The organism is Tahibacter sp. (assembly GCF_032229445.1).
Classification (GTDB): domain Bacteria; phylum Pseudomonadota; class Gammaproteobacteria; order Xanthomonadales; family Rhodanobacteraceae; genus Tahibacter.
In genome coordinates this window covers 103,196-121,204 of sequence record NZ_JAVTWC010000093.1, presented here as the reverse complement: position 1 = coordinate 121,204, position 18,009 = coordinate 103,196, and the positions used below count along the sequence as shown (strand labels likewise).

1 protein-coding gene (running past one end of the window) is annotated in these 18,009 nt (G+C 65.0%); it reads left to right on the top strand.

Annotation, left to right across the window (positions count from 1 at the left end; all coding sequences use genetic code 11):
* A protein-coding gene (locus RUU78_RS15905) for an SDR family NAD(P)-dependent oxidoreductase (RefSeq protein ID WP_313918318.1) crosses the window boundary here: on the top strand, positions 1 to 17,932 show its 3' portion. Its footprint begins 11,813 nt before the window's first position; 17,932 of the gene's 29,745 nt are visible here — the last part of the coding sequence; the start codon falls outside the window, past its left edge; it ends in the stop codon at positions 17,930 to 17,932.
* Positions 17,933 to 18,009 lie beyond the last annotated feature (77 nt).

Below are 18,009 nucleotides of genomic sequence, written 5' to 3'. Positions count from 1 at the left end.
CCGCGCTGGCAGGAGCTACAGCAAGTGGGGCGGTTTCGTGCGTGGTTTCGACGAATTCGATCCGCTGTTCTTCAACCTGTCGCCGCATGAAGCCACCAACCTGGATCCTCAGGAGCGGCGTTTCCTGCAGTGCTGCTACCACCTCTTGGAGGACGCAGGCTATACGCGCGAGTTGGTCCGGCGCCGCCACGACGGCAACGTCGGCGTGTTCGTGGGCATCACCAAGACGGGCTTCGAATTGCACGGACCGGACCTGTGGCGCAGCGGTCATGACATTGCGCCGTATACCTCATTCAGTTCCGTCGCGAACCGTGTCTCCTACCTGTTCGACTTTAAAGGGCCCAGCCAGCCGGTAGATACCATGTGCTCGTCTTCGCTGACCGCAATCCACGCGGCCTGCAGCGCGCTGCGCGCTGGTGAATGCGAGATGGCGATCGCTGGCGGAGTCAACTTCTACCTGCACCCGGTCAACTACATCGCCATGTGTTCCCAGTTGATGCTGGCTGGCGACGGCAAATGCAGGAGCTTCGGGGCAGGCGGAAGCGGCTTCGTGCCGGGCGAAGGCGTAGGTGCGGTGCTGCTGAAACCTCTGCATACGGCGCTCGAAGACGGCGACAACATTCTTGCCTGCATCTTGGCCAGCAGCACCAATCACGGCGGCAAGACCAACGGATTCACCGTGCCTAGTCCGGTCGCCCAGTCGCGGCTGATTGTCAAAGCGATAGAGACGGCCGGTATCGATCCACGCTCCATCACCTGCGTCGAGGCGCATGGCACGGGCACCGTGCTGGGCGATCCCATCGAGGTGCAAGGTCTGACGCTCGCGTTCCAGAACGAGAGCTTGCGCCGGCAATTCGGCTTTGAACGAATTGCCGCCGGCAACTGCGCGCTGGGATCGGTGAAATCCAATATCGGCCATCTTGAAGCGGCAGCGGGTATTGCCGGACTGACCAAGCTGATCTGGCAACTGCAGCAGCGCATGCTGCTGCCCAGTCTGCATGCCGACCAGCTCAACCCCAACATCGAATTTTCGCGTACTCCCTTCCAGTTGCAGCGCACCCTGGCGCCCTGGCAGCCGGTGCGACCGGAATGGCCCTTGCGTGCGGCCTTGTCGTCGTTCGGTGCCGGCGGTTCAAACGCGCATCTTATTGTGCAGGAGTACGTTGCCGCGCCTGGGCAGGCGGCGGCACAGGAATACACCGCTGCCGTCGCGGTGGTGTTGTCGGCCATGACGATAGCGCAGGCGCGCCAGCGTGCAGCGGATCTGGTGCGCTGCTGGGATGCACTGCTTGCGCAGCCAGCCAGGGGGGAGGTCGGTTTCCTGCACCGGTTCGCGTATACCTTGCAGGCAGGCCGCGAGGCAATGCCGCAGCGTTTCGGATTCATGGCGTCCTCGGCGGAGCAGGTGATCGACGGGCTGCGGCGTATCGCCGATGGCCGCGACGGCAGCGATATCCTGTCTGGCGTGGCGCGGGAGGAGCTCGATTCCGATCCGCCGCAGGCCAGTGACGGCGCGCCGGCCGCTACCGACGCGTTGCTGGATTTATGGATAAAAGGAATTGTCATCGACTGGCCGGTGCAGGGCCGTCGGCGTCCTGTGCCGCTGCGTCTGCCGGGCTATCCATTCGACCCGCAACGTTACTGGCTGCCGCCCACGGTGATTGCCAATGCGGTCGGTGTCGGTGCCACGCTTGTGCACGGCGACGGCGACGACCACGGTGGGGCGAAGCGCAGCCAGGCGTTGCACCCGCTCCTGACGGAGAACATTTCGACGCTACGTGGGTTGGCGTTCCGCTCGCAGTTGCATCGCGACGAGAGGTGCCTGCGCGACCATGTGGTGGGAGGCCGGCCGGTGCTGTCGGGAGCTGCTCAGCTGGAGATCGCCTGCGCCGCGTTCATTGCCGCTTTTGGCAATGCCGATGGCGATGTGCACCTAGAGTTGAGCAATATCGTCTGGTCAGCACCGGTGGCGGCTGACACTCCGGTGACCGAGCTACAGGTGGCTTTGCTGGCGGCATCGCCGGCTTCCGCTCGTTTTCGCATCACGTCGGCCGCGGCACCGGCCGTCGCGGACGACGAGGTACTGTTCAGCCAGGGACAGATTACCTATCGCCGGGATAGCGGCGTCGCGCCGGTCGTGGATATCGACCTGCTGCGTCAGCGCATGGAGGGCAGCGGCATTGCCGCAGACGCGCTGTACAGCCGCTTCGAGGCGGTAGGCCTGTGCTACGGCCCCAGTCACCGCGCCATCGAACGACTGTTCACCTGCCGCGACGCGCAAGGGCGTGCCGAGGTACTCAGCGAACTGCATCTGCCGACCCACTGCGTACCGGATTTCGAGCGCTATACGCTGCATCCGGGAATGCTCGACGCTGCGCTGCAGGGCGCCATTGGACTGAGCGGCGACACGCCAACAGCCGATCTTTACCTGCCCTTTGCACTGCAGCAGGTACTGGTCTTGCGGCCTTGCCCCCGGCGCGCTGTCGCGCATATCCGGCTGAGTGAAGAAAGCGGTGAGGGCAGCGGCGCGGCAGTAAAGCTCGACGTCGATCTGATCGACCTGCAAGGTCGTGTGTGCGCGCAATTGCGCGGCTTTCAGAGCCGCCGCGTCGGCGGTGACCCGGACAAGACGCGCGCCGACGGCGTGCTGGTGCCGCAAGGTGAGGAACTGGCAAGCGCGCCAGCGACTGGGACTGCCGCGGTGCCGACCACTACCGATGCCTTGATTCTTGCGACCGTTGCACTGCTCAAGCCGCCGATCGCCGCAGCGCTGAAGCTGCCGCCCGAGCGGCTGGACGCCGATACACCGTTCGAGCGCTACGGGGTGGATTCGATCATCGTGGTTCGCTTGGCCAACGCGGTGGGGGAAATCCTCGACAACGTGTCCAGCCCGCTGTTCTTTGAGCATCAGACCGTCACCGCACTGGCTCGCTATTTCGTCACCCGGCAGCGCGAACAGCTATTGCAGCGTGTGTCGCTGCCGCAGACCGCAGATTCCTTGCCGGCGCCAGCGCGCGCGACCAGATCGGGCGGGGCTGACTTATGGAATCCGTTTTTGGGTTCAGCCAGCGATGACCGGCAAGCTGGCGCGCCTGCGTATCCACACGGCACCGCGCAGTCCCTGCCCAGGGGTGGGATCATCGATGTCGCCGTCATCGGCCTGACAGGCCGCTACCCGATGGCGGCCACGCTGGATGACTTCTGGGACAATCTGGTCAATGGGGAAAATTGCATCGGGGAGGTCCCGCCGATGCGCTGGGACTGGCGCGCTTTCCATTCCGACGTCAAAGGCGAGCCGGGAAAAATCTATTCGCGCTGGGGCGGCTTCATTGCCGATGTGGACAAATTCGATCCGCTGTTCTTCAGCATGTCGCCGCGCGAAGCGGTATTCATCGACCCGCAGGAACGTCTGTTCCTGGAGACCGCCTACCACGTCATCGAAGACGCCGGTTACACCCCTGCGAACTTGTGCGCAAGCCGCAAAGTCGGCGTCTATGTAGGCGCGATGAACAGTACATATGGACTGCAGAGCAATTTCTGGTCCATTGCCAACCGGGTGTCTTACGTGCTCGACCTGCACGGCCCCAGCATGGCCATTGACACGGCCTGCTCGGCATCCCTGACGGCGGTTCATCTGGCGCTGGAGAGCCTCTACAGCGGTAGCAGCGAGCTCGCCATCGCGGGCGGGGTGAACCTTATCGTACGGCCGGAGCACTATCTGGGCCTGTGTGGCGCGACCATGCTGACGGCCGGCAATCGCTGCAAATCCTTCGGCGCTGGCGCTGACGGATTCGTGGACGGCGAGGGCGTCGGCGCAGTGCTGCTCAAGCCCCTGTCGCAGGCGCTGGATGATGGCGACCAGATCTACGGGGTGCTCAAGGGCAGCAGCATCAACGCGGGCGGAAAGACCCACGGATTCACCGTGCCGAACCCGGCGGCCCAGCGCCAGCTGGTCATCGACGCGCTGCGCAAGACCGGCATCGATCCGCGGCTGATCAGCTACGTGGAAGCTCACGGCACAGGTACGGCGCTGGGCGATCCCATCGAGGTGTCGGCGTTGGCCGAGGCATTCTCGACGCGTATCAGCGATGTCGAAGCCGTGGCTGCCCGCCATTGCCGCATAGGATCGCTGAAGTCGAACATCGGTCATCTTGAATCCGCCGCCGGCATTGCCGGCCTGACCAAGGTGCTGCTGCAATTGCAGCACGCCAAGCTGGTGCCCAGCCTGCACGCGGAAGCGCCCAATCCGCAGCTCAATCTCGCCGCCACGCCGTTCGTGGTGCAGCAGGTATACGAGGATTGGGCACGTCCACTCGTCAGGCATGCAGGCGAGCAGCGCCAGGTGTTGCGCACCGCATCCGTGTCTTCTTTCGGTGCAGGCGGCGCAAATGCCCATCTGATCGTTCAGGAACATAGTGTAAATGTAGATCAGGCTGTGCCTCGCGCGCCGGTGGTCATCGTGCTGTCCGCAAAAACTCAGCCGCAACTGCGCGAACAGGTGCAAAACCTGCTGCGCGGTATCGAACGCCGCGGCAGGGGTGATGCAGACCTGCCGCGTATCGCATTCACGCTTCAGACGGGACGCGTGGCCATGTCCAGTCGCCTGGGTCTCGTGGTCAACTCGATCGAGGAACTGCGGACCAGGCTGGATGCCTTCCTGGCCGGCAGTGCGGATGCGCAGCTGATGACTGGCCAGGCCGAGCCGGGGGCGGCGCTGTGGAACGACAGGGATGGCGATCTGCTGGAGCTGTCCAGCCAGTGGCTGCGCCAGGGCAAGCTGGCCAAGGCGGCGGAATTCTGGTGCCGCGGCGTGGACGTGCCGTGGCGGTCGCTGTACGGCGCGAAGGCGCCGCAGCGCATCAGCTTGCCTTGTTACCCGTTTGCGCGTAATTCGTATTGGCTCACGAGCTTTTCTCTGAGCAGCGGTTCCGCCGACGCGCACTACGTGATCACGCAGCAGGCGGCTCCCGTCGCGCCGCCACAGGAGCATCCAGCGCGCGGCCGCGCGGTGCCGGCTCGCGTTGCCGCAGCGTCTGTCGATGCCCCGGCGGCGGCGATGCCGGTCATTGACGGTCGAGTGCTGCTGGCACCGGTGTGGGAGGCACTGGACTGTGCTGCGGCACAACACGAAGCGCCTGCGCGGTCGCCAGTGACGCGACTGATCCTGGTTGACTCCACTCTATTGAAAGCCCGGCTCGCCGAGGCCGGCATGAGGGGGCGCATCGAGGTCGTGGGGCCGGCAACCGATGTCCCGGCATTCGCGGCCATGGCCGGCGCGGACAAGTCGGTGGAGCAGGTGGTCTGCGTGTTTTCCGACCCGTGCATCGCAACGCTGTCTGATCCGGCGATCGTAGCCCGGCAAGACGCGGGGGTCCTGCTGCTGTTTCGCTGCATCAAGGGCTTCCTGGCCTGTGGCTACGAAACGTGCAGCCTCGACTGGCGCGTGATCACGCAGGGCACACAGCAACTGCCATGCGACGAATCCATACCCGGCAACGTCGCCGATGCCGCCATCCATGGCCTCGCCGGCTCGTTTGCGAAGGAATACCCGCATTGGCATGCCGCATCGTTTGATCTGCCGTCGTCGCAGGAAACCGGCGGTGGTATCGACGCCTCGCTCGTCCAGGCATGCCTGCAGCAGACAGCCGATCCGTTCGGCAATGTGATGGCGTATCGGCGCGACCAGTGGTTTGCGCAGCGCTTGATCGCCTGCGAGATGACCGGCACTTCGGCCCCGGCGTATGTGCATCGGGGCGTCTATGTCGTCATCGGTGGCGCAGGCGGGCTGGGCGAAGTCTGGAGCGAGCACCTGATCACGCGCTACCAGGCGCAGCTCGTCTGGTTGGGCCGCAGGCCGCAGGATGCTCAGATCACGGCCAAGATCGACCGTCTGGCACGCCTGGGGCCAGCACCGCTATATCTCAGCGTGGATGCAGCTGACACCGCTGCGCTGTCGGCCGCCCGTACGCACATCGTTTCCCGCCTGGGCCGCATCAACGGCATCGTCCACTCAGCTATAGCGCTGCTGGATCAGAGCCTCGTCCGGATGGACGAACAGCGCTTCGTCGACTGCCTTGCCGCCAAGGTCGACACCTCGGTGGCAATGGCTGCGGCGTTCGCGCCGGATCGCTCCGATCTTGATTTCGTCCTTTACTTCTCGTCGTTGCAGAGCTTTACCCGTGCGCCGGGGCAGGCCAACTACGCGGCAGGCTGCAATTTCGCCGATGCCTTTGCCCGCCAACTGCGGCGCGACTGGCCCTGTGCCGTCAAGATCGTGAACTGGGGCTACTGGGGCAGCGTCGGCATTGTGTCCGGCGCGGAGTATCGCCAGAAGATGGAGCAGGCCGGGGTCGGTTCGATCGAGCCGGCGGAAGGCCTCGAGTGCCTGCAACTGCTGCTGTCCGGCCCGCTGGACCAGGTTGCGCTGGTCAAGACGAGCAAGCCCCAGCCCATGCCGGGCGTGGTGGCTGCCGCGTGCCTGCAATGCGATGGCGGTGCTGTCGACGAACCGCGGCGGCGCGAGGTGCTGAATGCGGCGCTGGTGCGCTGCGCCGAACGCATCCCCGATCCCGTCGCGGAAATCGATCCTGCCCAGGCGCGCGAAAGCGAGCAGCGCATGGCTGAACTGCTGCAGTTAGCGTTGCAGGAACGCGGCGTCATTGACGGCACGGGTTTCGTCGCGACGACAGGCCGGCTGCTGCATCCGCGCTACACGGGCTGGCTGGACGCCAGCGTCGCGTTTCTTCAGTCCTATGGCCTGCTGGCGCAAGACAGCAACGGACGGCTGCGCGCGGTGGCCCGCCTCGACGCAGCGCAATGCTGGGACAGATGGCGGCAATTCGTCGACACCATTCCTTCGCTGCAGAGCCAGCTGGCCGTCGTTTCCGCCACGCTGCAGGCACTGCCGGATATTCTGGCCGGCAGCCGTCTGGCTACGGATGTACTGTTCCCGAACTCGTCCATGTCCTTCGTGGCGAGTGTCTACCGCGGCAACTCCGTCTCCGACTACTTCAACGCCGTTGTCAGCGCCGCCGTGCTGGAGATCGTACAGGCCAGCCTGACCCGGCCGCTGCGCCAGCCGTTGCGCATCCTCGAGATCGGCGCGGGCACCGGCGGGACCAGCGCGGCGGTATTCGCTGCGTTGCAGGACTATTCGGAACACGTGGAAACCTATACGTATACCGATATTTCTGCGGCCTTCCTGGATCATGGCCGCGCCCAGTTCGGCGCGACGGCGCCCTATCTCAGGACGCAGCTTTTCAATGTCGAACAGGCGCTTGCGCCACAAGGCGTCGTGCCGGGCAGCTATGACCTGGTCATTGCGACCAACGTACTGCATGCCACCCAGGACATTCGCCAGACGATCGCTAACGCAAAGGCCTGCCTGAAGCGCGGCGGCGTCATACTGATCAACGAGATGAGCAGCAATTCACTGTTCGCCCATCTCACCTTCGGCCTGCTGGATGGCTGGTGGCTCTACAGCGATGCCCCGCTGCGTATTCCCGGCAGCCCGGCACTGGCGCCGGAAACCTGGCAGATGGAACTGCAATCGCAGGGGCTGCGCGACGTGATTTTTCCGGCCCGCAAGCTGCACGGCAAAGGCCAGGCGATCATTATTGCGACCAGCGACGGCATTGCGCGCCAGCCCTGGGAATCCAGCTCGCATCCGTCTCCCGGGCGGCAGTCGCAGCAGACCGCTGGCGCGCTGGCGCCGGCCGAAGTGCCGCCCGAGCCGCGCCACATCGATGCGGAAGCCGGGAATGCCGGCTCGGCCGCGACGCCGGCTGGCATCGATGCGCTGAGCCAGTACGAAGCAGTAGAGCAGGCCGTGCTCACCCAGCTGTGCGAATCACTGGGTCTGGCGGCAGAGCAGGTTGCACTGTCGCAGCCGTTCATGGACTACGGCGTCGATTCCATCACCGGCGTTCAGTTCGTCCAGCGGCTCAACCGCGCGTTAGGGATAGCAATGGAGACGACGGTGCTGTTCAGTCACAGCAGCGTCCTTGCATTGAGCGAGCACATCGTCGGTTGCTGCCAGCCCACGATTATCCGCGCATCCGATGCGGCTTCGACAGCGGGTTCCCCGGTCCCCGCCGCGGCAGGCGACGCGGTCGGCGACGGCAACGGCGTCAGCGCGCGCGCCATTCCGGGGCATGCGAGCCCCGAAGCAGTCGGGCAGGCCGCCAGCGGACGGCAGTTTGACATCGCGATAATCGGTATGGCGGGACGTTTTCCCAGATCGGCCAATGTGGACGAATTGTGGAAGCACCTGGAACACGGCGAGGAACTGATCGCAGATGCCAGCCGCTGGAATCTCGCGGCGCTGGATGGCTCGGGCCGCGAGGGCTGCTGGCGAGGGGGTTTTCTCGACCGTATCGACGAGTTCGATCCGATGTTCTTCAGCATCTCCGGAATCGAAGCGAAGTTCATGGACCCGCAGCAGCGGCTGTTCCTGGAGGAGGCCTGGAACGCGCTGGAAGACGCCGGCTATGCCGGGCTGGCGGGTAGTGCGCGGGCGCGATGCGGCGTATTTGCCGGCTGCACCGCCGGCGAGTACGGACAACTGATTACCGGCACGCCGCCGGCACAGGCTTTCTGGGGCAACTCGCAGCCCGTGCTGCCGGCGCGCATTGCCTATCACCTGGATTTCGCCGGGCCGGCGATGGTGATAGAGACGGCATGCTCCAGCTCCCTGGTGGCGATCCACGTGGCGTGCCAGAACCTCTGGGGCGGCGAAGTGGATCTAGCGCTCGCAGGCGGCATCTCTTTGCAGACGATGCCGACATTCCATCTGTCCGCGGCTGCGGCCGGAATGCTCTCCCGGAGCGGCCATTGCCACACCTTCGATCACCGCGCCGACGGCTTCGTGCCGGGGGAGGGGGTCGGTGTCATCGTTCTGAAGCGGCTCGCCGATGCGCTGGCGGACAACGACCATATTCATGGCGTGATACGCGGATCGGCCATCAACCAGGATGGAACCAGCAACGGCATCACCGCACCCAGCGCGCGTTCCCAGGAGGAACTCGAACGCCACGTCTACCGGACCTTCGGCATCGATCCGGCGGATGTGCAGATGCTGGAGGCCCACGGTACCGGCACGGAACTGGGCGACCCGATCGAGTTCGACGCGCTGGATCGGGCTTTCGGCCGCCCGGCCGATGGCAAAGCCTACTGCGCGCTGGGCTCGATCAAAACCAACATCGGACACACCCTGCTGGCGGCAGGCGTGGCAGGCGTGATCAAAGTCCTGCTCGCGTTCAGGCACCGGCGCATTCCGCCGTCGCTCAATTTCGAACGTGCCAATCCGGCTATGCGGCTGGACGGGAGCGCGTTCTACCTGAATACCGCGCTGAAGGAGTGGGACGTGCCGCCCGGGCGGCGCCGGACAGCGGCGGTCAGCGCCTTCGGCTTCAGCGGCACGAATGCCCATCTCGTGCTTGAGGAAGCGCCGCAGCGGGCGGGCAGCACGCACGTCGCGCCGGCCTGGCTGATCGTGGTTTCGGCGCGCAGTCGCGCGCAGCTGCAGCGCCAGGTCTCCCAACTGCGCGATGCGCTGGGCGTGCAGGAGCAGGACCCGATCGGCGCCGTCAGCTTCACCCTGCTGATGGGGCGCCGCCACTTCGCCCATCGCCTGGCCCTGGTGGTCCGTGACCGGGCCGAGCTTGAGCGCCGGCTTGGCAGCTGGCTGGTGGATGACGCCGCGGGCGTAATGGAGGGCCAGGTCGCGACGGTGACCCGACGGACGCAGCAGTCGTTGGCAGGCGCGGTCGATGCGGCGCTGGAGCGACTCGGTGGAGCTCAGGTTACGCCGCAGACCTACACAGCGTCTCTGCAAGCGCTGGCCGATGCGTTCTGTCGGGGTGCTGCGATCGAATTCGCAGCATTGTTTGCCGGCACTGGCCTGGGCCGGATTTCGCTCCCGACCTACCCATTCGAGCGCGACCGGTACTGGCTTGATGCGCCGGCTCCGACGCCGCCGGGCAGCCCCGACGTACATTCCCTTCGGCCTGAAGAAAAGGCGGTGGCTGGCGGGCTAGCGCAGCCGCACGACAGTGAAGGTGTCTGCCACCTGCTGCTGCCGGCCTGGGATTACGTCACGCTGGATGCTGCGCATCCGCAGCTCGACTGCGGCCTGGCGACGCTGCTGGTCTTCTATGCCGACGACCTGGTGCAACACGCGGGCCCCGCTCACTGGCACGCGCTCATCGATGGGGCGCTGCCGCAGGCCGGGCGGCTGCAGTTGCAGGGCAGCGAAACGCCTGCAGCGCTGGAGGCGGCGCTGCGCCGTTTCAGCGGGGTGCGCAGAATCGTCTGGATCGCTCCGCCGGCCGGGCGCTGTAGCGTGGACGAACTGCCCGGCGAGGCGCGCGGAACAGCAGCCCTAGCAATCGGCTATCGCTTCATCAAGGCGGTGCTGGCCTGTGGCTGGGATCAACAGGCACTGACCTGGCTATGCATCACCTTCAATGCCGGGTGCTTGCAGCGGGAGACGTTGGCGAATCCGGTTCACGCCGGCTTGCATGGTCTGTTCGGATCGGCGGCCAAAGAGTTCGCCCGCTGGTCACTACGTCAGCTCGATCTGGACGGCAGCGAAGCGCCTGCCGCTGCTGTACTGGCAAACTTCACGAGCGAAGGCTTCAGTGGCGGCGCCGATCCGCTGTACTGGCGCCGTGGCGAACTGTGGCGGCGGGAACTGCTGCCTTTGCAAGTGGACGTCGCACTACGCTCGGCCGCGCGCCGGGATCACTGTTTCCGCGCTGATCACGTCTATGTCGTCATCGGCGGTGCCGGCGGCCTGGGCGCCGCCTGGACGCGGCTATTGCTACAGCGGGTGGACGCCCAGGTCATCTGGCTCGGCCGCCGGCCGCGGGACGCCGGTATCCAGCAACAGCTGGATAACGTCGGTCCGGCCAGGCACCGGCCGGTCTATCACTCCTGCGATGCTGCCGATCGCGCCGCGCTGGCGCAGTGCATCGAGCGGATCCGGCGCGAGCATGGCCGTATCGACGGGGTAGTCCATTCGGCGGTCGGAGAATTCGACCAGAGCATTGCCAGCATGGACGAGTCGACGTTTTGTCGCGTTCTTAGTGCAAAAGTATGCATTGCGGAAAATGTCGCGACTGTCTGCCAATCCGACGATCTTGCCTTCTTGTTACTGTTCTCGTCGCTGGCTTCCTTCGGCAAAGAAGCCGGAAAAAGTGGCTATACGGCCGGCAGCCTGTTCGCCGACGCCTATTTCACCGCCCTGTCGCGCCGATCCGCGTTCAAGGTGCGGGTGATCAACTGGGGCTGGCTCGGCCGCATCGGAGCTGCCGACGCGGTCCCAGATGCGCTGAAAACCCGCACGCGCAATGCGGGCATCATCGGCATCGAGGCTGACGATGCCATGGCCGCGATAGATTTCGCATTGCACGGCGACCAGGTCCAGATCGGCGTGCTCAAGACCAGCGAAGCCAGCGTGCCGGGCAGCGTGCTGCAACAGTTCGCGAGCGATGTCGACGACGCCGTGCCGTCGCTGAGAGCTGCCTGGGAGCGCAGCCCAAAGCCTGCTTTCCGCCAGCTTCACCAGATAAGCGAGGCGGATGACGTTCTTGCCAGCCGCATGCAAGATCTGATGGCGCTGCGTCTGCTTAAGGTGCTGGCGAGGCTGGATATCGTCGATCACCGTACGGGCCGCTGCGCGGCGACAGCCGATGCCGTTGCTCCGGAATACGCGCGCTGGCTTGATGCAAGTTTGGTCCGCCTGCGGGCCCAGGGCCTGTTGATCGGCGATGGCCCGGACTCCCTGTGCGCAAGCGAACACGTTCTGGGTCAACTGCAGACCTGCGAAGACCAATGGCAGGCGCATAGCCCGCAGTGGCGGCAGAACCCGAACCTCGCCGCACAGGTGCGCCTGCTGGACATCACCCTTGATGCGCTGCCGGCGCTGCTGCGCGGGCAACGCACTGCGACCGAGGTGATGTTTCCCAATGCTTCTATGGATATTGTGGAAGGAATCTACAAAGGAAATCCCGGTTCCGACTACTTCAATGCGAACCTGGCGCAAGTGGTGCGCCATATCGCGACGCAGGCGTCGCTGGACGGGAGTGGCCGCAAGCTGAGGATCCTTGAAATCGGGGCTGGCACCGGCAGTACCAGCGAGCATGTTTTTGCCGCGCTGGCCGGGTTGGAAGCACAGGTCGAGGAGTATTGCTACACCGATATCTCCAAGGCATTCCTGCAGCATGCAACGCATTTCTTCGCCAGCAAGGTGCCTTACCTGACGTGCCGCCTGTTGGATATTGAAACGTCTCCAGATAGCCAGGGACTGGCAGCCGGCAGCTTCGATGTGGTGATCGCGGCCAATGTGCTGCATGCCACGCGCGCTATCCGGCGCACGCTGCGCAACGCAAAAATGCTGCTCAGGCGCGGCGGCGTCCTGGTGCTCAGCGAGCTGAGTCGCAACACGCTGTTCAATCACCTCACATTTGCGCTGCTGGACGGGTGGTGGCGTTTCGACGATGCCGCCTTGCGCATAGCCGGGTGCCCCGGGCTGACGCCGGAATCCTGGGCCGCCGTGATGGCTGACGAAGGATTCGATCCGGTGTTCTTCCCGCTGCCACAGGATCACGAACTTGGACTGCAGATTGTGGTGGCGCAGAGCGACGGCTTGGTGCGCATGTCCGCCGCATCCGCAGGCAGCCGCACGCTTATCGCGCCGGTGCCGGTTGCCGCAGCCTCGCAGGCGGGCTTCACCGCGGCCAGTGCGCCGGCTGAAGTGGGCGAACCGGCGCCGGTCGGGTCGGCCATCGCCGCAGCGCAGTTGGAAGGGCTGTGCCGGCATGTACGGCGGCTCGTGGCCAACGCCGTCGCACTCGATTCGCAACGGCTGGATATCGACGAGTCCTTCAGCAGCTTCGGCATTGATTCGATCCTCGCCAACAACGTGGTCGCCAAGCTCGAAGACGATCTGGGGCCATTGCCGAAAACCCTGCTGTTCGAATACCCCACGATCCGCATGCTGGCCGCACATCTGCTGAGCGAGCATGCGACTGCCGCTGGTTCGATTGCTGGCGTCACGGTGGCGGCCACTGCTGTCGTGGCTACCCCGAAGCCAGACGTGCTTGCCAGACCCGCCGCCGCACCGTCGCAGGCCAGCGTCGGGCGGGCCGCTGTCAGTGCTGACGAGCCCATCGCCGTGATCGGCATACATGGACGTTTTCCCGGCGCGGACGGGCTTGAGGCGCTCTGGAAGCGGCTCAGCGACGCGGAAGACTGCATTGCCGAGGTGCCTTCGTCGCGCTGGCCCGGGCAGGACTACTACTGTGAGGACCGCACCCGCGCGGACGCGAGCTACTGTAAATGGGGCGGGTTCATCGACGACTTGGAGGGGTTCGACGCGCAGTTTTTCGGTCTGTCGCCGGCCGAGGCATCCTGCATGGACGTCGAAGAGCGGTTGATGCTTGAGTGCGTCTGGCATCTGCTGGAGACGAGCGGCACGACACGTTCACAGCTGACCGGCGGCGCTCGCCGCGTCGGCGTCTATGTTGGCGCGACTGCCGAGATACGCAGCAGTTCCATTGCCAATCGCGTGTCCTACTTCTTCGGCTTCGAGGGGCCGAGCATCGCCCTCGATACGATGTGCTCGTCCGCGATGGCGGCGATCAGCTTGGCCTGCGCCGACTTGCGGCTGGGCGAATGCCAGGCGGCTGTGGTGGGCGCCGTCAGCGTCGTGTCGTCGGCGCGCAAGTTGGTAACGCTGAGCCAGGCGCAAGTGCTGGGCAGTCATCCCGAGAGTCGCAGCTTCGCGCAGGGGGACGGTTTCCTGCCCTGCGAAGCGGTGTGCAGCGTTCTGCTTAAACCCCTTGGCCTAGCCCAGCAGGACGGCGACGAGATCCACGCCGTGATCAAGTCGGTGGCTGCCAGTCATGGCGGCAGCGGCACCACCTACCTGCTGCCGAACCCGGACGGACTTGTGCGACTGTTCGAGGCGGCGTTGGGCAAGGCCGGGCTGGCCGCTGCGGATATCGACTATGTCGAGTCTGCGGCGAATGGCTCGATGCTGCTCGACGCCATCGAGTTCCGCGCCTTGCGCAAGGTCTTCGCGTCGCTGGCGCGGAGCGTGCCGATAGGCGCCGTCAAGGCGAATCTCGGGCATGCCGAAGCGGCATCAGGCATGACCCAGCTGGCCAAGGCCATCCTGCAGTTCCGCCATGAGCGGCTGGTCGCGGTGCGCGCGCCAGCCAATGGAAATCCCGATATCGATTTCGAAGGCGGCCCGCTTCGCCTGCAGACAGGTACCCAGGACTGGCCGGTCAGGGACTGCGCCCGCCACGTGCTGATCAATTCCATCGGCGCGGGCGGATCCAATGCCTGCGTGATACTCGGCTCCTACCATGCGCCGCCCGTGGGCCACGCTGCCGCGGCGCAGGGCGTGCCCGTGGTCACGCTGTCGGCCTCCAGCCGCGGGGCTCTGGCGGCATTGGCCGCAAGCCTGTCGGCAAAGGCTGCCTTGCTTTGCGACGACGACCTGCCGGCGCTTGCCTGGGCAACGCAGGTCCGGCGAGAGGCGCTCAAGATCCGGCTCGCCGTGGTCGCCACGGATGTCGGCCAGCTGCGCCGTTGTCTGGATGCGTTCGTCGCGGCAGTCGCTTGCGGCACCGAGCCCCGAATGGAGGAGCTGTTTTTCGGCGACGAGGCGAGCGGCACCTCCGACCTGCGCCCACTGTTCAAATGCGCCGCTGGCGCAGCGATGCTGCAGCGGTTGCTGGAGGAGGCAAGCGTCGATCGCCTGGCGATGCTCTGGAGCCGCGGTGTGTCGATTCCCTGGAACCATGCCGGCAGGGCGGCGGGCCAGGACTGCTACGGTCGAATGCTGCCGCTGTATCCGTTCCAGCGGCAGGCCGTCCCCGTACCGTCACGCACGGTGCCGGCGGCAGGCGCCATCTCCGAGCCACCTCTCGCGCGACACGCCGATGAAAGCGTGGCCGGCCTGGGACAGCTCCTGCTGGAGCGCCTGTCGCAACTACTGGGTATTGCGTCGCATGACATCGATACCTCGCGCCCGCTGCAGTCGCTGGGCATGAGCTCGATCAGCCTCATTTCGCTGAAGTTCCATCTGGAGAAGTGGACGGGAGCGCAGATTCCTTCAGTGGAGCTGTCCCTTCGGCAGTCAGCGGACGACGTCCTCGCGCTGGCCCTGTCGCGCCGCGCAGCCATGGCTGAATCACTACAGCCGGCGCTGGCGCTTCATCCGGAAATTCTGCCTTCTCCGCAGACTGCCCTGGAGCCATTTCCGCTGACCGACCTGCAGGCCGCGGTGCTGGCCGGAAAACTGATGAGGAGCGGCGACGGGACGGGCAGTCATATCTACCAGGAACTGCGCGCCGAAGGCCTGGATGTCGTGCAGCTCAACCGGGCCTGGCAACTGCTGGTGGAGCGCCATCCGATGCTACGCACCCGCATCAGGCCGGACGGAACCCAGCAGCTTGAGAAATCGGTCGCGTTCTACAAGGTTGATGTCTTCGATCTTCGCGACGGTGACGAGGACAGCGCCAGGGAACGCATGCTGGCACTGCGCCAGCGCATCGGCGGCCAGGCGTTTCAGCCGGGCCAATGGCCGCTGTTTGCGATCAAGGTCTGCCGCCTGCCGCGCGACGAATATCGGGTCTTTTTCTCGATCGACAGCTGGATCGTCGACGGCCATTCGCTGGCGCGGCTGCTGCGCGAATGGGTGCAGCTCTACCGCGCGCCCGCCTCGCTTCAGGCGCCCCTGGCGCTGAGCTTTCGCGACGTTGTCATTGCGACGGCGGCATTCCAGCGCGGCGAACACTTCCGGCGTCTGCTCGATGCGTACGTCGACCGGCATCGGCAGCTGCCGGCCGGGCCGGTATTCCTGCACCGTTCGCCGCTGGCGGGGGCTGTCAAGAACATGGGCCGCTCGCGCTTCGAGTACCGCCTGCCGGCGGCGGCCTGGGCCCTGATCACGCAGCGTGCCGTACAGATCGGCATTTCCACGACGAGCTTCATTCTTGGCGTATTCGCCGAGTCACTGCGGAATTGGGTGGAAAGGGATTCTTTCACTATAAATCTCACTTACTTCAACCGTCCGCCGTTGAGCGTCGGCATCGACGAGGTCATCGGCCCGTTTACCGCTACCCAGCTGCTGGTCGTCGACAGCAAGCCGCCGGAAACGGGGCTTGCGCAACGCCTCGCCGACTATGACCTTCGGCTGCGCGAAGAAATGGAATATAGCCAGGTCGGCGGAGTCCGCCTGCTGCAAACCCTGAGACAACGCGGCCTGCTGACGCGCGAGTTCGCACTTCCGGTCGTCTTTACGTCCTTTCTGAACACAGTTTCTGAGGCGCAGGCTGCGCAGGCGCCTCTGTTTGAGCCGGTGTTCGCTGGCAGCCAGACACCCGATGTGGTGCTCGACCACATGGTGTCGGAAGTCGACGGTAGCCTGGTGCTGGTCTGGGACGTGGTCGAGACGGCGTACGAGGCGGGTTTCCTGGCGGGATGCTTCCGCCACTACTGCCAGGCGATCGAGCACGTTGCCACGGCGCAGCCGCTGGCATTGCCGCTGCCCGCTGACATGCCGACTGGGGCGGTGGACCTCCGGCAATGGCACATGCCTATCGATGTCGATGGCCTGTTCCAGCCCTTCCCGCAGACGATGCAGCAGCAGGCCTACGCGTTCGCGCGGCTGCGTAAGGTCAACGGTGAGCTGAACAGCTGCCAGGTGTATTGCGAAATCGACAGCGCAAAGGTTGACCTGCAGCGACTGGAAGAATCCTGGGCTGCCATCGTTCGCGAGCACGGCGCGCTGTCCACGGTATTCGGCGCTGACGGCATGCAGGTTCGCCGGCGCGAAGTCCCGGCCTATCGCTTCGCCGTTGCCGATCTGCGCGCTGCCACACCGCAGGAAAGACATCGCGCACTGGAAGAAACCAAGGCGTCAATGATGTCGCGCATCGTCGGTCTTGGCGAATGGCCTTCGTTCGAGATCCGGCTGTCCCGGCTGGGCGACGCGGTGAAAATCCATTTCGCGATCGACATGATGGCAGCCGACGGCAAGAGCATCCAACTGCTAGTGCAGCAGTGGTTGAAACGCTACCTGGACCCGGGCTTCGCGTTTCCGGCGCAGGGCTTGAGCTATCGCGATTACGTCGTCGCGTTGGAGCGATTCAAGGAAACGCAGGACTGCCGCCGCAGCGGCGCGTACTGGCGCCTCAAGTTCGCCGATTTCGTCGGTGGCCCAACCTTGCCGCGCGCCAAGGCCAACACGGGGACGGTATCGCGCAGGCGCCTCTCGTTCCGCTTCGACGATTGGACGTCCCTGGCTAGGCGCGCAAGCCTCTATGGCGTCGATGCCGGCACGGTACTGCTCGCCGTCTACATCGATGCACTGGCGCAAGTGGGCCACTGCAGCCGTTTTGAGATCGTCATTCCTTTCTGGGACCGTCTGCCGGTGCATGCCGATATCGACAATGTTGTCGGCGATTTCACGGCCATGAGCTGGATTGCAGCCGACACGCGCGGCGCCTCCTTCCTTGAGCGCTGCCGCGAATACGAACGGCAGCGCGATGCGGATCTGACCCATCGCGCTGTCAGTGGCCTGACGGGAGTCCGCCAGCATTTCGAAAAGACCGGTCGGCTGCTCAACTACCCGGTCGTTTTCTCGCCTCCCGTGGAGTCGGATCAGGCGGCTTTCGCGCTGGCGCAAGTATTCACCATGCGTCGCATGGACACAAAAACCACTGGTGTGGAGATCGACAACATCACCGACATCACGCAAGAGTGCGCTGTATTCCACTGGGACGTGGCGGAGTCGCTGCTGGACATGCGCTGGGCAGAAGACGCTTTCGCGCATTACTGCAGCGGCGTAGCGGCGCTGCTTGGCTCCGACTGGAGCGAAACGGGAACCTGTGGACTGCGTGCCGCTACGGACTAATTCCTTTTGCTGCAAGATTGACCCGTTGCCGGCCTGTCAGGCCGGCGAGACCAGACAACCGCAGAACTGCAATTGGA